This window comes from Streptomyces chattanoogensis (assembly GCF_001294335.1).
In the GTDB taxonomy this organism is placed as follows: Bacteria; Actinomycetota; Actinomycetes; order Streptomycetales; family Streptomycetaceae; genus Streptomyces; species Streptomyces chattanoogensis.
In genome coordinates, this window is record NZ_LGKG01000135.1 from 105,276 (window position 1) to 124,372 (window position 19,097).

A 19,097-nucleotide genomic window follows, 5' to 3' on the forward strand; every position below is an offset into this window, starting at 1 on the left:
CTTCCCACGGAGACCCTTGGCACGGCGGGCAGTCAAACCCCGTAGCCGAGCGGCGGGGCATCATCCGGTGACTCCGGCGGCTCCTTGCGGTCCCCGTAGATGTAGTCGTACAGATCCTGCAGGTATGCGTACAGATGGTCATCGCCCCAGAATCTGACGCCGGTCAGCTCGGCCCAATCATCGTCGGTGGCAGGCCGCTCACGAAGCAGGTATTCCAACGCTTCGCGCAGATTCCGGGCGTCTGGCGATTTAGGGTTTCGGACGATGTACGACTTGTAAATGGGGACGTCATCGATGAACTCAACGCTGAGGGAGAGCGTGAAGAATTCACCAATCCCGCCCGCCTCCGCAGAAAAATGCGGAATACTCGATGGCCTGAATTTCCTGGAGGACATCTCCACCTCACTTATTATAGATGGGGACGGGCTCCGGGAACATGGTCACCAGCCTGAATCCACCATTCCCGTCCGGCGCATATATCGCCTTTATTTTCGCATCTTGAAAGTCCACCGGTTTGTAGTTGATACTTTCATCGCGATTCATCGGATTACTGGGATCGATGTAGAACCCGCGGAATTTATCCCGGTGATCACCGGGCCCCCAGGCATCTTCGGGCGAGAATATGACTTGATGCCTGTCAGAGCCGCGAATTCGCGTTCTCTCGCCGTCAATTTTACCCTTGGCGTGCTCATCGGCATACACGAACGCTTCACCTTGATCCTCCTTAAAGGCCGTGGAGAAGGCGTCGCATTTATGCGGCTTACCCTTTTTCTCTGCATCGAGATACAGATCGTCTGGATGAAGGCGCTCCCTGGCATTTGGCCCATGCACGGGGTCGATCTTGTTTTGACTCTGCATATACCCCCTCTGCCGGGTATATTTCCAGTCGCCGTTTTCCTCAATCAGTTTGCCTTGAGGGTCCTTGGCCCTGGTGGGCTCTCCCAACCGATCCTTCAGCATGTCATCGGTGGGATCCAGGTGCCGCTGTGGCCCATGGCCCTGATTCCGAAGGCCCTCCAGCCGCGTGTTGATCCGTCGCTTGTACTGGTCGCGGACGTCATCCTCACCGAGGACCCGGTCGCCACGTTTCAACTTGGGCGCGTCCCGGTCGTCCTGGTGCCGCTTCATGCTCTTGCGTATCGCCTCTTCGGCGTCATCGATGTTCTTCCGGGTGATGTCCAGCCCGTGCCCGATAGACCGGTGCCCCCTGGCCATGGCCTTGGACATGTCCGTGATCATGGAGTCGATGATCGGTCGGACCGCCTTCTGCACGATCATCCCGAACTTGCCCTTACCGAGCAGTTTGCCGCGCGTCTTGGCATCCAGATTGCTGCCGTGGCTCTCCACCTTCTTCGCATGCTCGTGGGCTTCCTTGGCCGCCTTCGCCAAGTGGTCGGGGTGTGCCTTGAATCCCTTGCTCATGCGGCACCCCCGGCCGCACCCAGCGCCGCGTCAACGCCCTTGAAAACAAGGCCGGACACGGCTTTTTCGATTTCGGCCTGGAAGGGCTCGATCGCCATGGAGACGAGTTCGGCGATGAGGACGTCCTCGATTTCCTGGATGATGGCTCTGATGATGCGTTTGCCGACTTCGATGGCTGCTGCCTCGGCGGCCGCGGCAATGCCGAGCGTCGCGACCGTCGCGGCCGCGGCCGCCGCCATCTCGACGGCGGTGATGACCAGTTGGGCGATGACCACGCCCTTGGCCACGACCACGCCGGTGGCCGCGACCTCCAGTGCCGCGGCCAGGACCTCGCAGCAATTGGTCAGAGCTGTGTGGTGCTCACCGGACACCTGGTTCCAGCGGTTGAGCAGTGCGTCGTAGGACGCGCCTTCGTAGGCGTCCGCGAGGCCTTTCAGCGTGGAGTCCAGCCCGCTGTGCCCCTCCGCGAGGTTCTGGCCGAATTCCCGTACGTGTCCGGCCCAGGCGCGCAGTTCGTCCTCGTCGATGTCGGGCCATTCCAGGCCCATCAAGTCCATGATCCAGACGACTTCACCAGGCAGCTCGATCGACACCGCCGGCCTCCCCCTCAGCTCCGCGTCCGCCCAACACCGTGTCTACGGACGTGTGATGTGGGAGCACGGTTCCATATTTGGCTGAAATCGATCAAGTTCGATCGGGAGTGCGGTGTTCTGCTGACCTGTAGCTCAGGGGGCCGGCGCAAACGGCGGTTCGGCGCGGGTGCCGTAGAAGTAGTCGTAAACCTCAAGGAGGTAGCCGTAGAGCTCGCCCTCCGAGGAGAAGGAGTAGCCGGTGATGCTGTACCAGGTATCGGCGTCGGCAGGCTGTTGCTCGAGGAGGTACTCGAGGCTGGTGCGGAGGCGCTGGGCGTGTTCGCTGCCGTCATTGACGTAGGCCTTCCTGCCGGCCATGTCATCGATCAGATCCGGGAGGAAGGCCCACTGGTAGAAGTCCCGGAGCCTTTCGTCGTCCTTCCACCCCGGAATTCGCCACGCCGTCCAGCGCATTGGCCGCCCGCGCATGTCTCCCCCTGTCTCCCGCCTCCGCGGGGTCTCCGCAGCCCCGCGGAACCGCATACGGTCCGGTGGCCCGCAAGTGAACCTACGATCCTCCCAGTCCTCGCCGGGCCGTGCACGCGTATATCCCCGTCGGCCACGCCCCGCCCCCGGACAGACGCGGGCCCCGGAGCCATAAGCTCCGGGGCCCGCGCAGCCGAGAGGTGATATGGACGAGGCTCAGGCCCCGTCGTCCCCCGGCTTCTCGTCGGCGTCGCCTTCGATCTCGGCCTCGAGGCCGAGCTGCTCGACGAGCCACTTGTCGAATTCGATCGAGGCGCGGACCCAGCTGACCGTGCTCGAGACAAAGTGCTCGAGCGAGACACCGGTGCCGATCAGCATCGATGCCTCACCGATCAGACGGACCGTGCCGTCGTCATGGGTGTGGGTGTAGGCCTTGGGCCACAGGGTCTGGCGGTTCCAGTCGTCGATCGCCTCCAGCAGCTTCGCCTTGTCGTCGATGCTGTGGACACGGTCGTAGAACGTCCGGACGGAGAAGATCTGCTGCTCCTCCTCGCCACGGAACATGAAGTACGTGCGGAACTGCTCCCACGGGGCGGCGAGGTCACCCTCCTCGTCGACTACGTACTTCAGCTCCATCTGGTCAAGGAGCTGCTTGACCAGGTCCTGGTCAGGCACGACGGGACCCTCAGGCCCCGACGGCTGCGGTTCGGGCTGGCCCCCGAAATTCGGAATCGAGGACGGGTCGATGCTCACCGTGGAATTCCCTTCGTATGGTCCCTGCCATCCTCCCCCACCCCTGCCCCGTCCTGGCAAGTGCGGACGGGGCAGCGGTGAGCAAGGGATCGGTCAAGGCGGACCATCGCCCCTGGTCAGGCGACGGTCCTGGCAGGGGCGACGGAGAGCCGGTCACCGTCGCCGTCCACATCGACGCGCACCGTGTCCCCATCCAGCACCTCACCCGACAGGATGGCGCGCGCGAGCTGGTCGCCGATGGCCGTCTGGACCAGGCGGCGCAGGGGGCGGGCGCCGTAGGACAGGTCCGGGGCCGGGGCGTCGACGACCGGTTCCTGGCCGAGCCAGGCGAGCCAGGTCAGGGCGCGGTCGGTGATGTCCAGGGTGAGACGGCGGTCGGCCAGGCGGCGCTGGAGGTGGTCGATCTGGATCTGGGCGATGCGCTGGAGCTGATCGGTGCCCAGGGGGTGGAAGACCACCAGGTCGTCGAGCCGGTTGAGGAACTCGGGGCGGAAGGACGACCGGACCGTCTCCAGGACTTTTTCCTTCTTCTGGTCCTCCTTGAGGAGGGGGTCCATGAGGAAGTTCGAGCCGAGGTTGGAGGTCAGGATGAGGATGGTGTTGCGGAAGTCGACCGTGCGGCCCTGGCCGTCGGTGAGGCGGCCGTCGTCGAGGACCTGGAGCAGGACGTCGAAGACCTCGGTGTGGGCCTTCTCGACCTCGTCCAGGAGGACGACGCTGTACGGGCGGCGGCGGACGGCTTCGGTGAGCTGACCGCCCTCCTCGTAGCCGACGTACCCGGGCGGCGCGCCGACCAGCCGGGCCACGCTGTGCTTCTCGCCGTACTCCGACATGTCGATACGGACCATCGCCCGCTCGTCGTCGAAGAGGAAGTCCGCCAGCGCCTTGGCCAGCTCGGTCTTGCCGACGCCGGTCGGGCCGAGGAAGAGGAAGGAGCCGGTGGGGCGGTCCGGGTCGGCGATGCCCGCGCGGGTGCGGCGCACCGCGTCGGAGACCGACCGTACGGCCTCGGCCTGGCCGATCAGCCGCTTGCCGATCTCCTCTTCCATGCGCAGCAGCTTCTGGGTCTCGCCCTCCAGGAGGCGGCCGGCCGGAATGCCGGTCCAGGAGCCGACCACGTCCGCGATGTCGTCCGGGCCGACCTCCTCCTTGACCATGGACTCCTTCGACGCCTCCTGCTCGGCCTCGGCCGCTGCCGCCGCCTCCAGCTCCTGCTCGACGGCCGGGATCTCGCCGTACAGCAGCTTGGAGGCGGTGTCGAAGTCGCCGTCGCGCTGGGCGCGCTCCGCCTGGCCGCGCAGCTCGTCCAGCTTCTCCTTCAGCTCACCGACGCGGTTGAGGCCCTGCTTCTCCTTCTCCCAGCGGGCGGTCAGCCCCCGCAGCTCCTCCTCCTTGTCGGCGAGGTCCTTGCGGAGCTTGTCCAGGCGCTGGACGGAGCCTGCGTCGGTCTCGTTCCTGAGGGCCAGCTCCTCCATCTTGAGGCGGTCCACGGCGCGCTGGAGTTCGTCGATCTCTACGGGGGAGGAGTCGATCTCCATACGGAGGCGGGAGGCCGCCTCGTCGACGAGGTCGATGGCCTTGTCGGGGAGGAAGCGGGAGGTGATGTAGCGGTCGGAGAGGGTGGCCGCGGCGACCAGCGCGGAGTCGGCGATCTGGACCTTGTGGTGGGCCTCGTAGCGCCCCTTGAGGCCGCGCAGGATGGCCACGGTGTCCTCGACGGTCGGCTCGGCGACCAGCACCTGCTGGAAGCGGCGCTCCAGCGCCGGGTCCTTCTCGATCCGCTCGCGGTACTCGTCCAGGGTGGTCGCACCGACCATCCGCAGCTCGCCGCGGGCCAGCATCGGCTTGAGCATATTGCCGGCGTCCATGGACGAGTCTCCGCCGGCGCCCGCGCCCACGACGGTGTGCAGCTCGTCGATGAAGGTGATGATCTGGCCCTCGCTGGACTTGATCTCCGCCAGGACGGTCTTCAGCCGCTCCTCGAACTCACCGCGGTACTTCGCACCGGCCACCATCGCGCCCAGGTCGAGCGCGACCAGCCGCTTGTTGCGCAGCGACTCGGGGACATCGCCCTTGACGATGCGCTGGGCCAGGCCCTCGACGACGGCCGTCTTGCCGACGCCGGGCTCGCCGATCAGCACCGGGTTGTTCTTCGTACGCCGGGAGAGGACCTGGACGACGCGGCGGATCTCGTGGTCCCGGCCGATGACCGGGTCGAGCTTGCCCTCGCGGGCGGCCGCGGTGAAGTCCGTACCGAACTTCTCCAGCGCCTTGTACGTGCCCTCCGGGTCGGCGGTGGTCACCCGCTGCCCGCCGCGGCTCGCCTCGAACGCGGCCGCCAGCTTCTTGGCGCTCGCGCCCTGCTGCTCCAGCAGCTCGCCGGTGCGGCCGCCCTTCGCCGCGATGCCGATGAGGAGGTGCTCGGTGGAGACGTAGGCGTCGCCGAGGTCGCGGGCACGCTGGGTGGCGTCCGCGATGGCGGACAGCAGGTCGCGGTCGGGCTGCGGCGGGGCGACGGTCGAGCCCTGCACGCTGGGCAGCCCGGCGAGCTGGCGCTCGGCGCCGTTGCGCAGCGCGGCGGCGTCGGCCTCGACGCCCGCCAGCAGGTCCATGATGTTCTCGTTGTCCTGCCCGGCCAGCAGCGCGAGCAGGAGATGCGCGGACGTCATGTCCGCGTGCCCGGCGGTGACCGCCCGCTCATTGGCGGCGGCCAGCGCTTCCCGGCTCTTGTTGGTCAGCTCGGCGTCCACGGGCTCGTGATCCTCCTTGTACTCGTGACTGATTTGTTCCTGCAGTTACCAACGTGCGATAAGTTGAGTCTATTCCACTCAAGCCTGCATCTCACCCCTGCGGGTGAACGACTGCGAACGCGCCTTCGTCGGCGACGGCGCCCGGTAACCCTGGCCTTCGACCACAAGGAGGTGCAGCATGACGGCTATGGCACACGAGCCAATGGCTACCGACGAAGAGACCCTCCTGGATTACTTCTCGACCCTGGAGACCCCCGAGGGCTTCCGGGCCGAGTTCATCGAGGGGGAAATCGTTGTGACGCCGCCGCCGGACGGGAACCACGAGCGCTTCTTCAGCCGACTGTCCAAGCAGATCCTGGCCAGGTCCGAAGTGGACATGGACTTCTCCGGCACCAAGGGACTGCTTCTGCGCCCAGGCGACCGGAAGAACCACGTGATCCCCGATATCACCTTCGCGCCCTGCGAACTGGACCTGTTCCAAGGAGCCGAGTCCTGGATGCCCAGCGAAGGTGTCGTGCTGGTCGTCGAAGTGACCTCGAGCAAGCCCGAGCGCGACCGTGTCACCAAACGGCGCTGCTACGCCCGGGCCGGCATCCCCTTCTACCTGCTGGTCGACCGCGACAGGACGACGATCACGCTGTTCAGCGACCCCTCCGGAGAGGATTACGTAGCGAACACCACCATGCCCTTCGGCAAACCCCTCCCCCTCCCCGCACCCTTCTCCTTCGACCTCGAGACCACCGACTTCCTCTGACCCCACCCTGGCCATGGGCCGCGGCCGCCCCTCTACGCTGGCCCCCATGGCCCACGACCTCTCCGCCCTCACCCCCGAGTACGTCGCCTTCTGGGGCGAGTACCTGATGCCGACCCTCACCACGCTGCGTACGAACGGGACCCCGCATGTCGTTCCCGTAGGCGTCACCTACGACGCCGGGCAGCGGATCGCGCGGATCATCACCCGCAAGGACAGCACCAAGGTCAAGAACATCCTCGCCGCCGGGGCCGACGGTGCCACCGTCGCGGTGTGCCAGGTGGACCGCGGGCGCTGGGCGACGCTGGAGGGCATTGCGCGGGTGCGTACGGACGCCGAGGCGGTGGCCGATGCGGTGAACCGGTACGCCGGGCGGTACGGACGTACGCCGGAGCCCAACCCCGACCGGGTCATGATCGAGATCGCGGTGACCAGGGCGATGGGGCGGGCCTGAGGTCCGTACGAACGGATTCCCTGACGTTCCCTCATCCGGTCCGGACGTACCCCCATCCGGTCCGGACGTACCCGCCATCTGGTCCGGACCTGGCTGAATACGGACGCTCCGCATCCGCCGCCGGGCGCTCGCCTGGTACCCAGGACACAGAGAAACGGCAGGCACCGAACAGTTCCGCGCTGAAGCGGACCTTCTCGGCCCTCCTTCGAGCACAAGTCGGCAGCCGGAGGCCCGCATGGCGTACGCGCCGCGCATCGCGACGACTGTTCCACGCCGTCCGTTACGCCCGGAACGAATCCCTCCGCATCCGCGTGCGGAACTCTGCCCCCGGTGCGGCGGCCAGCTCGCCATCAACCAGGACGGCTGGAAGATCTGCCACGCCTGCGGCTACGCCTCGCCACCCAGCACCACCCCTCCACCCCGGGGCGTCTGCGGGGGTATCGTCGCCCCCACAATCGCCACGCCCCGGAGGGCACGATGAACTCGGTCCGAGTGACGGCGATCGCCTGCCTGATGCCGCTGTCCGAGCTGGACGAGGATCCGTTTCTGGTCGACGACCGCAGCCAGCACGACATGTGCACACAGTGGGCGGCAGCCCGTGATTACCGCCTGACCTGCCGGCTCAGCCTGCATCAGCTGCGCGCCGACCACAGCGCGCTGTGGAGCGATGTCGAGCAGGGGCTGGTCGATGTGTTCGTGGCGCCCAACCGGCGGGCGCTGGAGAACGCCATCGCCGGGGCCGACGAATTCGGCGCGCGGTGCGCGGCGGCGGGCGTACGGCTGGAGACCGCCGACCTCGACGAGCCGGTCTACACCTCGGCGATGAAGTCCCATGTGCACCGTCGGCTGTCGATGCCGACGGCGGGATACAACGGCTGCTGAGTTCCGCGCGCGTACGGAAAAGGGCCGGGGATGGCGTTCCCCGGCCCTTCCGCGTACGGCTGGCGCACTGCTTACTCCGACCGCTTGGGCCGCCACACCACCAGCGCGCTGGTCTGCTGCACATCCTGATACGGCACCAGATCGCGCCGGTAGGAAGCGTGCACCGCCGCCTCGCGCTGCTGCATGGCACTGGCCGCGCCCTCCAGGGCGCCCTGGAGTTCGGCGACCCGCTGCTGGAGGGCCGCGACCTGGTTCTCCAGCTCGATGATGCGCTTGATGCCGGCGAGGTTGATGCCCTCGTCCTGCGACAACTGCTGGACGGTGCGCAGCAGTTCGATGTCGCGGGCGGAGTAGCGGCGGCCCCGGCCGGCCGTGCGGTCGGGAGAGACCAGGCCCAGGCGGTCGTACTGGCGCAGGGTCTGCGGATGCAGACCCGAGAGCTGAGCCGCGACGGAGATGACGTACACCGGCGATTCTTCGGTCAGTTCATACGGGTTACGACGCTGCCCGCCCCGGCTGTCCATCTCAAGCTCCCTTCGCGGCCTGGAACAGCTCCGCCCGCGGGTCGGATCCCGCGGTCGCCTCTCGGTAGTTCTCCAGCGATTCCTTCGCCTTGTCGCTCAGATCCCTGGGGACCTGCACCTCGATGGTGACCAGCAGATCACCGCGGGTGCCGTCCTTACGGGCTGCGCCCTTGCCCCGGGCCCGCATGGTGCGTCCGTTGGGGGTGCCGGCCGGGAGCTTGAGCGTGACCGGCGGGCCGCCCAGCGTCGGCACCTTCACCTCGCCGCCCAGCGCGGCCTCCGGGAAGGTGACCGGCACCGTGACGGTGAGGTTGTCGCCCTTGCGGCCGAAGACCGGGTGGGGTTCGACGTGCACGACGACGTACAGATCGCCCGCCGGGCCGCCCTGCTCGCCCGGACCGCCCTTGCCGCGCAGCCGGATGCGCTGCCCGTCCGAGACGCCCGCGGGGATACGGACCTGCATGGTGCGGGCGCTCGTCGCGCGGCCGCTGCCCTTGCAGACGTCGCAGGGGTCCTGGGCGATCAGGCCCCGGCCCTTGCAGTCGGCGCACGGGTCGGTGAGCGAGAAGCCGCCGCCCGCGCCCCGGCTGACCTGCCCGGTGCCCACACAGGTCGGACAGACCCGAGGCGTACCGTTTTTGTCACCGGTGCCCGAACACGCCTTGCACGGCTCCTTGCTGGACATCCGCAGCGGGACCGTGGCCCCGTCGACCGCCTCGGTGAAGCTGAGCGTCACCTCGGACTCGATGTCCTGGCCCCGCCTCGGCTGCGTACGGGTGCCCGCGGCGCCCCGGTTGAACAGGCCACCGAAGACATCGCCGAGGCCGCCGCCGAAGCCGCCGCCGCCCTGGCCGCCCTGGGAGCCTCCGAAGAGGTCGCCCAGGTCGAAGTTGAAACTGCCGCCGCCGGCACCGGGACCGGGCCGGAACCCGCCGTTGCCGAACAGCGCGCGCGCCTCGTCGTACTCCTTGCGGCGCTTGGGGTCGCCCAGGACGTCATTGGCCTCCGAGATCGCCTTGAAGCGCTCCTCGGCCTTGTCGTCGCCCTTGTTGGCGTCCGGGTGGTTCTCGCGGGCGAGCTTCCGGTACGCCTTCTTGATCTCCGCTTCGGTGGCGTCCTTCGGGACGCCGAGGACCTTGTAGTAGTCCTTCTCGACGAAGTCCTTGGTGCTCATCCCCGACGTCCCTCCTTCCGCGCGGTTGTCTGCTGCTGCGTCCTCACGTCAGCCCTCGTCCGGGCCACCGCTCTCCTCGTCCGAAGCCTTGGCACCCTTGGCATCGTCCTCGGATCCGGACTTGGCGCTCTGCGCGCCCGGCTGCGGCTCGGCGACGGCGACCCGCGCGGGGCGGATCGTTCGCTCACCGATGCGATACCCGGGCTGCAGGATCGCCACGCACGTGGTCTCTGTGACATCCGGTGCGTACGAATGCATCAGCGCCTCGTGGATCGTCGGGTCGAAGGGCTCGCCCTCCTTGCCGAACTGCTGCAGACCCAGCTTGGCGACCACGCCCTCCAGCGACTCGGCCACCGACTTGAAGCCGCCGACCAGTTCGCCGTGTTCACGGGCGCGGCCGATGTCGTCGAGGGTGGGAAGGAGCTCGGACAGGACGCTCGCCGCGGCGATCTCCTTGACCGTGACCCGGTCCCGCTCCACCCGACGGCGGTAGTTCTGATACTCCGCCTGGAGCCGCTGGAGGTCCGCGGTGCGCTCGTTGAGCGCCATACGGGCCTGGTCCAGCTGCGCCGTCAGGGCCACGTTCTTGCTGTTGTCACTGTCGTCCCCGGCCGGGGCCGAGCCCGCCTTCTCGGCGGACTCGGCCTCCTGCGCCGCATCGTCGGGAGCGGCGTCAGAGGGGACGTCAGGCTTCTCGTCGAAGCCCGGGGTCTCCTCCGTCACGCGGCACCGTCCTTCTTGGGCTTCTCGTCGTCGACGATCTCGGCGTCCACGACGTCGTCCTCGGCCTTGGCCTGGTCACCGGCGGCAGCGCCCTCGGCACCGGCGGCGGCCTGCGCGGCCTGGGCGTCGGCGTACATGGCCTGGCCCAGCTTCTGGCTGACGGCCGCGACCTTCTCCGTAGCGGTACGGATCTCGGCGGTGTCCTCGCCCTTGAGCTTCTCCTTCAGCTCGGCGACGGCGGTCTCGACCTCGGTCTTGACCTCACCGGGGACCTTGTCCTCGTTGTCCTTGAGGAACTTCTCGGTCTGGTAGACCAGCTGCTCGCCCTGGTTGCGGGCCTCGGCGGCCTCGCGGCGCTTGTGGTCCTCGTCCGCGTACTGCTCGGCCTCCTGGCGCATCCGGTCGACCTCGTCCTTCGGCAGCGAGGAGCCGCCGGTGACGGTCATCTTCTGCTCCTTGCCCGTGCCCAGGTCCTTGGCGGTCACGTGCATGATGCCGTTGGCGTCGATGTCGAAGGACACCTCGATCTGCGGGACGCCACGCGGGGCCGGCGGCAGACCGGTCAGCTCGAACATCCCGAGCTTCTTGTTGTACGCCGCGATCTCGCGCTCGCCCTGGTAGACCTGGATCTGCACGGAGGGCTGGTTGTCCTCGGCGGTGGTGAAGATCTCGGACCGCTTGGTCGGGATCGTCGTGTTCCGCTCGATGAGCTTGGTCATGATGCCGCCCTTGGTCTCGATACCGAGGGACAGCGGCGTGACGTCCAGCAGGAGGACGTCCTTGACGTCGCCCTTGAGGACACCGGCCTGGAGGGTGGCGCCCATGGCCACGACCTCGTCCGGGTTGACGCCCTTGTTGGCCTCCTTGCCGCCGGTCAGCTCCTTGACGAGCTCGGCGACGGCCGGCATACGGGTCGAACCGCCGACCAGGACCACGTGGTCGATCTCGGACAGGTTGATACCCGCGTCCTTGATGACGTTGTGGAACGGGGTCTTGCAGCGCTCCAGGAGGTCCGCGGTGAGCTGCTGGAACTGCGCCCGGGTGAGCTTCTCGTCCAGGTGCAGCGGGCCCTCGGCGGAGGCGGTGATGTAGGGCAGGTTGATCGAGGTCTCGGTGGACGAGGACAGCTCGATCTTCGCCTTCTCAGCGGCCTCGCGGAGGCGCTGGAGGGCCATCTTGTCCTTGGACAGGTCGACGCCGTGGCCGTTGGCGAACTGCTTGACCAGGTACTCGACGATGCGCTGGTCCCAGTCGTCACCACCGAGGTGGTTGTCACCGTTGGTGGCCTTCACCTCGACGACGCCGTCGCCGATCTCCAGCAGCGAGACGTCGAAGGTGCCGCCGCCGAGGTCGAAGACCAGAATGGTCTGGTCTTCCTTCTCGAGGCCGTAGGCCAGGGCGGCCGCGGTCGGCTCGTTGACGATACGCAGGACGTTCAGGCCCGCGATCTCGCCGGCCTCCTTGGTGGCCTGCCGCTCGGAGTCGTTGAAGTAGGCAGGAACGGTGATGACCGCGTCCGTGACCTTCTCACCCAGGTACGACTCGGCGTCGCGCTTGAGCTTCTGCAGGATGAAGGCGCTCATCTGCTGCGGGTTGAAGCCCTTGCCGTCGATGTCGATCTTCCAGTCGGTACCCATGTGGCGCTTGACCGACCGGATGGTCCTGTCGACGTTGGTGACCGCCTGGCGCTTGGCCACCTCGCCGACCAGCACCTCGCCGTTCTTGGCGAAGGCGACGACGGACGGCGTGGTCCTGGCGCCCTCGGCGTTGGTGATGACGGTGGGCTCACCGCCTTCAAGAACACTGACGACGGAGTTCGTCGTGCCCAGGTCGATGCCGACCGCACGTGCCATGACATTTCCTCCAGCTGACTTGAGTGGAACAGACTCAAGAGTGCAACACCGAGAAAAACCTGTCAACAGAGCTGAGTCGAGCCCGCTCAACTTTTATACAGCCCTTATCCTCACCAGGGCGTTTGTAAGGACGCGAGGAGAATGGAGACGGTTGCCCGGGGCCCCGAACGACGATCCGAACGGCCTGAGGGTTGCCTGCGCGACACAGATCACCGGCCGCGCGGCTTCATGGGGCCCCCGATCCTGGGTAACCTCAGCCGCAGACCTGAAAAGTTACCGCTTAGTAGTTCCGTAACCGTTCCCGCTCATCCGCTCAAGATTCCCGCTCTCGCAGGCCCGAGGAGCCACCCATGCAACTCGCCGCGATCATCGTGTCGCTGGTCCTAATCGCGGTCGCAGTCGCGCTGTTCGGCCGTGCCGTCCTGCAGATCTACCGCTTCATGCGGCTCGGCCAGTCCGTGCCCGCCGGCACCCGGACGAACGACCCCGCGCAGCGCACCGTCACCGTGGTCAAGGAGTTCCTCGGCCACACCCGGATGAACCGCTGGGGCATCGTGGGCGTGGCGCACTGGTTCGTGGCGGTGGGCTTCTTCTCGCTGCTGCTGACGATCGTCAACGCCATCGGCCAGCTCTTCAAGGCCGACTGGCTGATCCCGTTCATCGGCGACTGGCTGCCGTGGGAGCTGTGGGTCGAGGGCATGGGCACGATGACGACGGTGGGCATCGTCACCCTGATCGTCATCCGGCAGCTGAGCCGGCCGGGCAGGGCGGGCCGCAAGTCCCGCTTCGCGGGCTCCAACACCGGCCAGGCGTACTTCGTCGAGGCCGTCATCCTCATCGTCGGCATCTGCATCGTGACGCTGCACGCCCTGGAGGGCGCCCAGCACGGCGTCGACCACTACGAGGCCGCGTACTTCGCCTCGTACCCGCTGGTCGCGGCGTTCAAGGGGCTGAGCGTCGGCACGCTGCAGAACCTCACCTACCTCTTCGCCGGGGTCAAGATCGCGACGTCCTTCATCTGGATGATCACGGTCTCCCTCAAGACCGACATGGGTGTCGCCTGGCACCGCTTCCTGGGCTTCCCCAACATCTGGTTCAAGCGGGAGGCGGACGGCGATGTGGCGCTGGGCGCCCTCCAGCCGATGACGTCCGGCGGCAAGCCGATCGACTTCGAGGACCCGGGCGAGGACGACCAGTTCGGCGTCTCCCAGATCGAGCACTTCTCCTGGAAGGGCCTGCTCGACTTCTCCACCTGCACCGAGTGCGGCCGCTGCCAGTCGCAGTGCCCCGCCTGGAACACCGGCAAGCCGCTCTCCCCCAAGCTGCTGATCATGTCGCTGCGCGACCACGCGCATGCCAAGGCGCCGTACCTGCTCGCGGGCGGCGGCAAGGACGCCGAGGGCAACGAGACGGCCTCCGCGGAGCAGCTGAAGGACGTTCCCGCGTCGGCTCTCGCCGAGGCCGAGCGCCCCCTGATCGGGACGCTCGAGGAGAACGGCGTCATCGACCCCGACGTCCTGTGGTCCTGCACCACCTGCGGCGCCTGCGTCGAGCAGTGCCCGGTCGACATCGAGCACATCGACCACATCGTCGACATGCGCCGCTACCAGGTCATGATCGAGTCCAGCTTCCCCAGCGAGGCGGGCACGATGCTCAAGAACCTGGAGAAGAAGGGCAACCCCTGGGGCCTGGCCAAGAAGCAGCGCCTCGCCTGGACCAAGGAGGTCGACTTCGAGGTCCCGGTCGTCGGCAAGGACGTCGAGGACCTCACCGAGGTCGACTACCTCTACTGGGTCGGCTGCGCCGGCGCCCTGGAGGACCGCGCCAAGAAGACGACCAAGGCCTTCGCGGAGCTGCTGCACATCGCGGGCGTCAAGTTCGCGATCATGGGCGGCGACGAGAAGTGCACCGGTGACTCGCCGCGCCGCCTGGGCAACGAGTTCCTCTTCCAGCAGCTCGGCGCGGAGAACGTCGCGACGCTGAACGCGGCCTTCGGCGAGGACGACGAGGACGAGTCGACCAAGAAGCCGAAGTCGTCGAAGAAGATCGTCGCGACCTGCCCGCACTGCTTCAACACCATCGCGAACGAGTACCCGCAGCTCGGCGGCGAGTACGAGGTCATCCACCACACCCAGCTGCTGCAGCACCTGATCGACGAGGGCAAGCTCATCCCCGTCACCCCGGTGGAAGGCCTGATCACCTACCACGACCCCTGCTACCTCGGCCGCCACAACAAGGTCTACACGCCCCCGCGCGAGATCATCGCCAAGGTGCCGGGCCTGCGGAACGAGGAGATGCACCGCCACAAGGAGCGCGGCTTCTGCTGCGGCGCCGGCGGTGCCCGGATGTGGATGGAGGAGCGGATCGGCAAGCGCATCAACAACGAGCGCGTCGACGAGGCCCTGTCCCTCAACCCCGACATCGTCTCGACGGCCTGCCCGTTCTGCCTCGTCATGCTGACCGACTCCGTCAACGGCAAGAAGAACGACGGCAAGGCTAAGGAGTCCATCCAGGTCGTCGACGTGGCCCAGCTCCTGCTGGACTCCGTCAAGACGCCGGTGGATCCGGAGGGTGAGACCGCGACGGCCGATGAGCCGGAGCCGGAGCCCGCGAAGTAGCGGCCCCTGCGCCTACGGTCCGACGGCCGGTCCCGCTCCCCGCGGGACCGGCCGTCGGCGTTGCGGGACACGGAACCCGTCACGCCCCCAGGCCCTCTAGCCACATGTCATGATCAAGCACCACATATCCCCGCGCCCCGCCCGCCGCGCGTCCCGTGCCCTCCTGGTCGTCCTCGTCCCCCTCCTGGCCGCGGCCCTCTCCGGGTGCGCCGCCCGCACGCCCCCGCCCGAGCCCCGCGGCCTCCCCTTCGTCGGCGTCCTCACCAGCGACAACGACCACTGGTGCACGGCGAGCGTGGTCGACAGCCCGCGGCGCAATCTGATCGCCACCGCCGCCCACTGCGTCTACTTCCACAAGGAGGACGAGAAGGACGGGTACGAGGCCGGGCCGTTCAAGGGCGATCTGCGCTTCGCCCCGCAGTTCTCCGGAGCCGCCCCCGGCCACTATCCGTACGGCACGTGGAAGGTCACCGGCATCCATGTCCACACCCTGTGGACGAAAGAGAACGACGACCGGGGCGACTACGCCTTCCTGACCGTCGCCCCCGACAAGAAGGGCCGCCGCCTCCAGGACGTCGTCGGCGCCGCCGCCCCCGACTGGTCGTCCTCCCCGCACCGCCGCGTCACCGTCGTCGGCTACCCCAACGAGGACCACAACCCCCGCAACCGCCCCGTCTCCTGTACCACCCGCACCCGCCGCGACCCCGACGAGCCGTACATGGTCCGCATCGAGTGCCCCGGCTTCTGGCCCGGCACCAGCGGCGGTCCCTGGCTCGCCGACCACCGGGACGCGGCCCGGCCCGGACGGCTCATGGGCGTACTCAGCGGCGGCGACACGGACCGCGAGTCGGTCGCGGTGCTCTTCGACCGCCGGGCCCGCGCACTGTACGAGCGGGCGGCGCGGGGCTGACGAGGCGGCGGTTCACGGTCCGGCCGCGCGTGCTGCCCGCGCCTCAGGCATCCCCCTGCACCCGCGCATGCTGGTGCATGTCATGCCACCCGTCCGCATGCCGCAGCGCACTGCGCCGTATCCCCTCCCCCGCGAAGCCGGCCTTGGCGGCCACCCGGCAGGACGCCTCGTTGCGGTCCGAGTGCATGAGTTCGAGCCGGTGGAACCCGGCCTCGTCGAACGCCCAGTCCGCCAGCGTGACGAGGCTCCGCGGGGCGATGCCCTTCCCGCGGGCATGCGGCAGCACCCAGTACGCGCACTCGGCGAGCCCGTGCAGCAGCTCCATCCGCCGCAGGGCCACCCGCCCCACCACCGCGCCGTCGTCCGCGCGGGCGATCGCCCAGTGGGCCGAACTCTCCCGCTGCCACTCGCGCTCCCAAGTCGCGATCCACATCAGAGCGTCCTCGTGCGTCTGCAGGCGCCGCACGAACCACCGCTGCATCGCGGGGTCCTGGTAGGCGGCCAGCAGTACGGCGGCATCGTCACCGGCCCAGGGCCGCAACAGCAGTTCGCCGTCGCGCGACGTCAACGAGGGCTGTGCAGCGGCGCAAAGGGTCCCGGCGGGTATGGCCGGCACTATGTCTGAGGTCATGGCGGCATCATCGCCATGAGGCGCGCAGGGACGCCACAAGATCGGCCACCCGCCGGTGTGTTCCGGCCCACGGTGCGGGCCGCGGACAGCTCGCCGGGACGGTTTCGCCCACGCGACGACCGCCTGACATCATCGCCCGCATGGCTGAACGCGTGATCGCCGCATGTGACGGCGCCTCGAAGGGAAACCCCGGCCCCGCGGGCTGGGCCTGGGTCGTCGGTGACGGGGCGGGCGGCGCCGCCCGGTGGGAGGCCGGCCCCCTGGGGACCGCCACCAACAACGTTGCGGAACTCACCGCGCTGGAGCGCCTGTTGACGGCCATCGACCCGGCCGTCCCGGCGGAGATCCGGATGGACTCCCAGTACGCGATGAAGGCGGTCACCACCTGGCTGCCGGGCTGGAAGCGCAAGGGGTGGAAGACGGCAGCGGGCAAGCCGGTCGCCAACCAGGAACTCGTCATGCGCATCGACGCGCTGCTCACGGGGCGCTCCGTGGAATTCCGGTACGTGCCCGCGCACCAGGTGGACGGCGACCCGCTCAACGACTTCGCCGACCGCGCCGCGAGCCGGGCCGCCACCCTCCAGGAACCCGCCGGCAGCGCACTGGACTCCCCGCCGCCACCGCCCTCACCCGACACCCCCCGGCCCGGCAGCACCCGCCGCCGCACCAACGGAGCGCCCGCGAAGGCCGCTTCGTCCCCGGACCGGCGACGCGCCTCGGGAGGCTCCGGACGCACCCTCAACGCCAAGTTCCCCGGCCGCTGCCGCTGCGGCCGCTCCTACGGGGCGGGCGAGCCCATCGCCAAGAACGCCGACGGCTGGGGACATCCGGCGTGCCGGGGCGGCGGGGACGGCAGCTAGCGGCGAAGGGGCCGGGCCGTTGCCGTCTCACCGACGAGCCGGGGGCCCGCTCAATTCGGTTGCCGGCCGCACCGCCCCGCCCCGACCATGCCCCCATGGACGACGCCCCGCCGCTCCGCATCCGCCGCGCCCGCCCCACCGACGCCCCCGCCATCGCCACCGTCCACGCGGTGTCCCGGCGCGTCACCATGCCCTACCTCCCGCCGCAGCAGCACACCCACGAGGAGGTCACCCGCTGGATCCGCGAGATCGTGCTGCCGCGGTGCCACACCCTGGTGGCCGTCCGCGGCCCGGAAATCCTGGGCTACGCGGCCGTACAGGGCGATCTCCTCGACCACCTCTACCTCCTCCCCGAGGCCCGCCGCCGCGGTATCGGCACCCGCCTCCTCGCCGAGGCGCAGCGCCTGCGCCCCGCCGGCCTGACCCTGCACGTGTTCCGGCTCAACACCGACGCCCGCGCCTTCTACACCCATCACGGCTTCACGGTCATCGCCACCGGCGACGGCAGCGACAACATGGAGAACCTGCCGGATCTGACCCTCCGCTGGGCACCCGGCCCCCGCGGCTGACCCTGAGGGTTCTCCGGGACGTCCCCTAGGGGATTTCGCCGCGTCCCCCTAGGGGATGTCACAGGTCGGCAGCAAACCCCCGCCCACTCTCCGCGGTCGGCCACCGAATCCCCACGGACCAGGTACTTTCGAAGGCGTGGCTGGATTCAGGATGGGTCGCGGACGGGATCCCCGTACCGCGCAGGACGGACAGCAGGCTCACCAGGGGCAGCAGGCTCCGTACGGACAGCAAGGACCGTACGGGCAGCAGCCCCCGCCTCCGCACGGGCAGTGGCAGCAGCCGCAGCACGGCGGCCCCCAGGGGCAGCACGGCGAGCCCGAGTACTTCGGTGACGACGGCGGCTACGCGCCCCAGCCGGGGGCCTACGCCCCGTACTCCCAGGACAACAACCCCGGCAGCACCCGCCAGTTCAGCATCGGCGAGGCCCCGGACGCGTACGCCCCGTACGCCGACCAGTACGACAACGGCCAGGGCCCCGACGGCCAGTACGCCGACGGCGGCACCTACCACGCCGGCCAGGCCACCGCTCCGCCGGCCGGCCCCCGGCTGCACTGGAAGCAGCTGCTGTCCGGCCTCGTGCTGCGCCCGGCGGCCACCTTCTGGCAGATGCGGGACCACACGGTCTGGGGCCCGGCGCTGACCGTCACCTTCCTCTACGGCCTGCTCGCGGTCTTCGGCTTCGACAAGGCCCGCGAGGATGTGCTGAACGCCACGCTCGGCCAGAGCATCCCCTGGGTGGGGATCACCGCCGTGATGTTCATCATCGGCAGCCTGATCCTGGGCGCGGTCACCCACACCCTGGCCCGCCAGCTCGGCGGCGACGGCGCCTGGGCGCCGACCATCGGCCTGAGCATGCTGATCATGACGATTCCGGACGCGCCCCGGCTGCTGTTCGCCATGTTCCTCGGCGGTGACAGCCCCGTCGTCCAGGTCCTGGGCTGGCTGACCTGGCTCGCCACCGGTTTCCTGCTCACCTCCATGGTCAGCAAGTCGCACGACCTGCCGTGGCCCAAGGCGCTCGGCGCCTCCGGCATCCAGCTGGTCGCGCTGCTGGGCCTGCTGAAGCTCGGCACGCTGTAACCCGCCCTCTTCCGGCCGTACGTACACCGAAGGGCCCCGCTACGGGAGATGTAGCGGGGCCCTTCGCGTACCTGTGGTGGCGGG

At 68.5% G+C, this 19,097-nt stretch carries 19 protein-coding genes; 8 read left to right on the top strand and 11 right to left on the bottom strand.

The window, feature by feature from the left end; genetic code table 11:
- Positions 1-32: 32 nt before the first annotated feature.
- The 6 genes from ADL29_RS16920 to clpB all read right to left on the bottom strand — a co-directional run bounded on the left by ADL29_RS16920 (position 33) and on the right by clpB (position 5,983).
- Positions 33-395 (bottom strand): hypothetical protein, encoded by a 363-nt coding sequence (locus ADL29_RS16920; RefSeq protein WP_053924503.1) that lies wholly within the window; start codon positions 393-395, stop codon positions 33-35.
- A gap of 7 nt (positions 396-402) precedes the next feature.
- Complete coding sequence (locus ADL29_RS16925; protein ID WP_053924464.1) at positions 403-1,422, bottom strand: hypothetical protein; 1,020 nt, start codon at positions 1,420-1,422, stop codon at positions 403-405.
- Positions 1,419-2,015, bottom strand: a complete 597-nt coding sequence (locus ADL29_RS16930; protein ID WP_053924465.1) for a WXG100-like domain-containing protein — start codon at positions 2,013-2,015, stop codon at positions 1,419-1,421. Before ADL29_RS16930 ends, ADL29_RS16925 begins: the two co-directional genes overlap by 4 nt.
- Positions 2,016-2,147: 132 nt before the next feature.
- Positions 2,148-2,483, bottom strand: coding sequence for a hypothetical protein (locus tag ADL29_RS16935; protein ID WP_157878509.1), 336 nt, complete (start codon positions 2,481-2,483; stop codon positions 2,148-2,150).
- A gap of 213 nt (positions 2,484-2,696) precedes the next feature.
- Complete coding sequence (locus ADL29_RS16940; RefSeq protein ID WP_053924467.1) at positions 2,697-3,233, bottom strand: type III secretion system chaperone family protein; 537 nt, start codon at positions 3,231-3,233, stop codon at positions 2,697-2,699.
- Between the two features lie 116 nt (positions 3,234-3,349).
- Positions 3,350-5,983 carry an ATP-dependent chaperone ClpB gene (gene clpB / locus ADL29_RS16945; protein ID WP_053924468.1) on the bottom strand — a complete coding sequence of 878 codons (2,634 nt, stop codon included), beginning with the start codon at positions 5,981-5,983 and terminating at the stop codon, positions 3,350-3,352.
- A 178-nt stretch (positions 5,984-6,161) separates the two neighbouring features.
- Here clpB and ADL29_RS16950 point away from each other — a divergent pair, with 178 nt between their 5' ends.
- The 3 genes from ADL29_RS16950 to ADL29_RS16960 all read left to right on the top strand — a co-directional run bounded on the left by ADL29_RS16950 (position 6,162) and on the right by ADL29_RS16960 (position 8,070).
- The gene (locus ADL29_RS16950; protein WP_078971058.1) at positions 6,162-6,737 is read left to right on the top strand and encodes a Uma2 family endonuclease; all 576 of its coding nucleotides are present in this window, start codon (positions 6,162-6,164) and stop codon (positions 6,735-6,737) included.
- 46 nt (positions 6,738-6,783) lie between these two features.
- Positions 6,784-7,188, top strand: coding sequence for a pyridoxamine 5'-phosphate oxidase family protein (locus ADL29_RS16955; RefSeq protein WP_046927243.1), 405 nt, complete (start codon positions 6,784-6,786; stop codon positions 7,186-7,188).
- A 477-nt stretch (positions 7,189-7,665) separates the two neighbouring features.
- A complete protein-coding gene (locus tag ADL29_RS16960; RefSeq protein ID WP_053924470.1) occupies positions 7,666-8,070 on the top strand; it encodes a hypothetical protein in 405 nt (134 codons plus the stop codon).
- A 71-nt stretch (positions 8,071-8,141) separates the two neighbouring features.
- On the opposite strand, the gene ADL29_RS16965 is transcribed toward ADL29_RS16960, so the two are convergent.
- Genes ADL29_RS16965 through dnaK form a run of 4 tightly spaced genes read right to left on the bottom strand, consistent with a single transcriptional unit; the run spans position 8,142 to position 12,344 of the window.
- Positions 8,142-8,594 carry a heat shock protein transcriptional repressor HspR gene (locus ADL29_RS16965; protein WP_006604632.1) on the bottom strand — a complete coding sequence of 151 codons (453 nt, stop codon included), beginning with the start codon at positions 8,592-8,594 and terminating at the stop codon, positions 8,142-8,144.
- Position 8,595: 1 nt separating this feature from the next.
- A complete protein-coding gene (gene dnaJ / locus ADL29_RS16970) occupies positions 8,596-9,768 on the bottom strand; it encodes a molecular chaperone DnaJ (protein ID WP_053924471.1) in 1,173 nt (390 codons plus the stop codon).
- A gap of 48 nt (positions 9,769-9,816) precedes the next feature.
- The gene (grpE, locus tag ADL29_RS16975; protein WP_046927240.1) at positions 9,817-10,491 is read right to left on the bottom strand and encodes a nucleotide exchange factor GrpE; all 675 of its coding nucleotides are present in this window, start codon (positions 10,489-10,491) and stop codon (positions 9,817-9,819) included.
- The gene (gene dnaK / locus ADL29_RS16980) at positions 10,488-12,344 is read right to left on the bottom strand and encodes a molecular chaperone DnaK (RefSeq protein WP_053924472.1); all 1,857 of its coding nucleotides are present in this window, start codon (positions 12,342-12,344) and stop codon (positions 10,488-10,490) included. Before dnaK ends, grpE begins: the two co-directional genes overlap by 4 nt.
- A gap of 350 nt (positions 12,345-12,694) precedes the next feature.
- Between dnaK and ADL29_RS16985 the strand changes: the two genes are divergently transcribed.
- Complete coding sequence (locus ADL29_RS16985; protein WP_053924473.1) at positions 12,695-14,962, top strand: (Fe-S)-binding protein; 2,268 nt, start codon at positions 12,695-12,697, stop codon at positions 14,960-14,962.
- Positions 14,963-15,071: 109 nt separating this feature from the next.
- The gene (locus tag ADL29_RS16990) at positions 15,072-15,872 is read left to right on the top strand and encodes a trypsin-like serine peptidase (protein ID WP_053924474.1); all 801 of its coding nucleotides are present in this window, start codon (positions 15,072-15,074) and stop codon (positions 15,870-15,872) included.
- Between the two features lie 43 nt (positions 15,873-15,915).
- On the opposite strand, the gene ADL29_RS16995 is transcribed toward ADL29_RS16990, so the two are convergent.
- The gene (locus ADL29_RS16995; protein ID WP_053924475.1) at positions 15,916-16,503 is read right to left on the bottom strand and encodes a GNAT family N-acetyltransferase; all 588 of its coding nucleotides are present in this window, start codon (positions 16,501-16,503) and stop codon (positions 15,916-15,918) included.
- 128 nt (positions 16,504-16,631) lie between these two features.
- Here ADL29_RS16995 and ADL29_RS17000 point away from each other — a divergent pair, with 128 nt between their 5' ends.
- The 3 genes from ADL29_RS17000 (at position 16,632) to ADL29_RS17010 (ending at position 19,013) form a co-directional block, all read left to right on the top strand.
- On the top strand, positions 16,632-17,363 hold the full coding sequence (locus ADL29_RS17000; RefSeq protein WP_053924504.1) for a ribonuclease H family protein: 732 nt from the start codon (positions 16,632-16,634) through the stop codon (positions 17,361-17,363).
- A gap of 95 nt (positions 17,364-17,458) precedes the next feature.
- On the top strand, positions 17,459-17,932 hold the full coding sequence (locus ADL29_RS17005) for a GNAT family N-acetyltransferase (RefSeq protein WP_053924476.1): 474 nt from the start codon (positions 17,459-17,461) through the stop codon (positions 17,930-17,932).
- Positions 17,933-18,083: 151 nt separating this feature from the next.
- Entirely contained in the window at positions 18,084-19,013 is a 930-nt protein-coding gene (locus ADL29_RS17010; protein ID WP_053924477.1) for a Yip1 family protein, read from the top strand.
- Positions 19,014-19,097 lie beyond the last annotated feature (84 nt).

Bases quoted from the DNA above. Each gene is read 5' to 3' on its own strand.
- ADL29_RS16920 (WP_053924503.1), bottom strand. From the start codon at position 395: ATGTCCTCCAGGAAATTCAGGCCATCGAGTATTCCGCATTTTTCTGCG.
- ADL29_RS16925 (WP_053924464.1), bottom strand. From the start codon at position 1,422: ATGAGCAAGGGATTCAAGGCACACCCCGACCACTTGGCGAAGGCGGCC.
- ADL29_RS16935 (WP_157878509.1), bottom strand. From the start codon at position 2,483: ATGCGCGGGCGGCCAATGCGCTGGACGGCGTGGCGAATTCCGGGGTGG.
- ADL29_RS16950 (WP_078971058.1), top strand. From the start codon at position 6,162: ATGACGGCTATGGCACACGAGCCAATGGCTACCGACGAAGAGACCCTC.
- ADL29_RS16955 (WP_046927243.1), top strand. From the start codon at position 6,784: ATGGCCCACGACCTCTCCGCCCTCACCCCCGAGTACGTCGCCTTCTGG.
- ADL29_RS16960 (WP_053924470.1), top strand. From the start codon at position 7,666: ATGAACTCGGTCCGAGTGACGGCGATCGCCTGCCTGATGCCGCTGTCC.
- ADL29_RS16965 (WP_006604632.1), bottom strand. From the start codon at position 8,594: ATGGACAGCCGGGGCGGGCAGCGTCGTAACCCGTATGAACTGACCGAA.
- dnaJ (WP_053924471.1), bottom strand. From the start codon at position 9,768: ATGAGCACCAAGGACTTCGTCGAGAAGGACTACTACAAGGTCCTCGGC.
- dnaK (WP_053924472.1), bottom strand. From the start codon at position 12,344: ATGGCACGTGCGGTCGGCATCGACCTGGGCACGACGAACTCCGTCGTC.
- ADL29_RS16985 (WP_053924473.1), top strand. From the start codon at position 12,695: ATGCAACTCGCCGCGATCATCGTGTCGCTGGTCCTAATCGCGGTCGCA.
- ADL29_RS16990 (WP_053924474.1), top strand. From the start codon at position 15,072: ATGATCAAGCACCACATATCCCCGCGCCCCGCCCGCCGCGCGTCCCGT.
- ADL29_RS16995 (WP_053924475.1), bottom strand. From the start codon at position 16,503: ATGACCTCAGACATAGTGCCGGCCATACCCGCCGGGACCCTTTGCGCC.
- ADL29_RS17005 (WP_053924476.1), top strand. From the start codon at position 17,459: ATGGACGACGCCCCGCCGCTCCGCATCCGCCGCGCCCGCCCCACCGAC.
- ADL29_RS17010 (WP_053924477.1), top strand. From the start codon at position 18,084: ATGGGTCGCGGACGGGATCCCCGTACCGCGCAGGACGGACAGCAGGCT.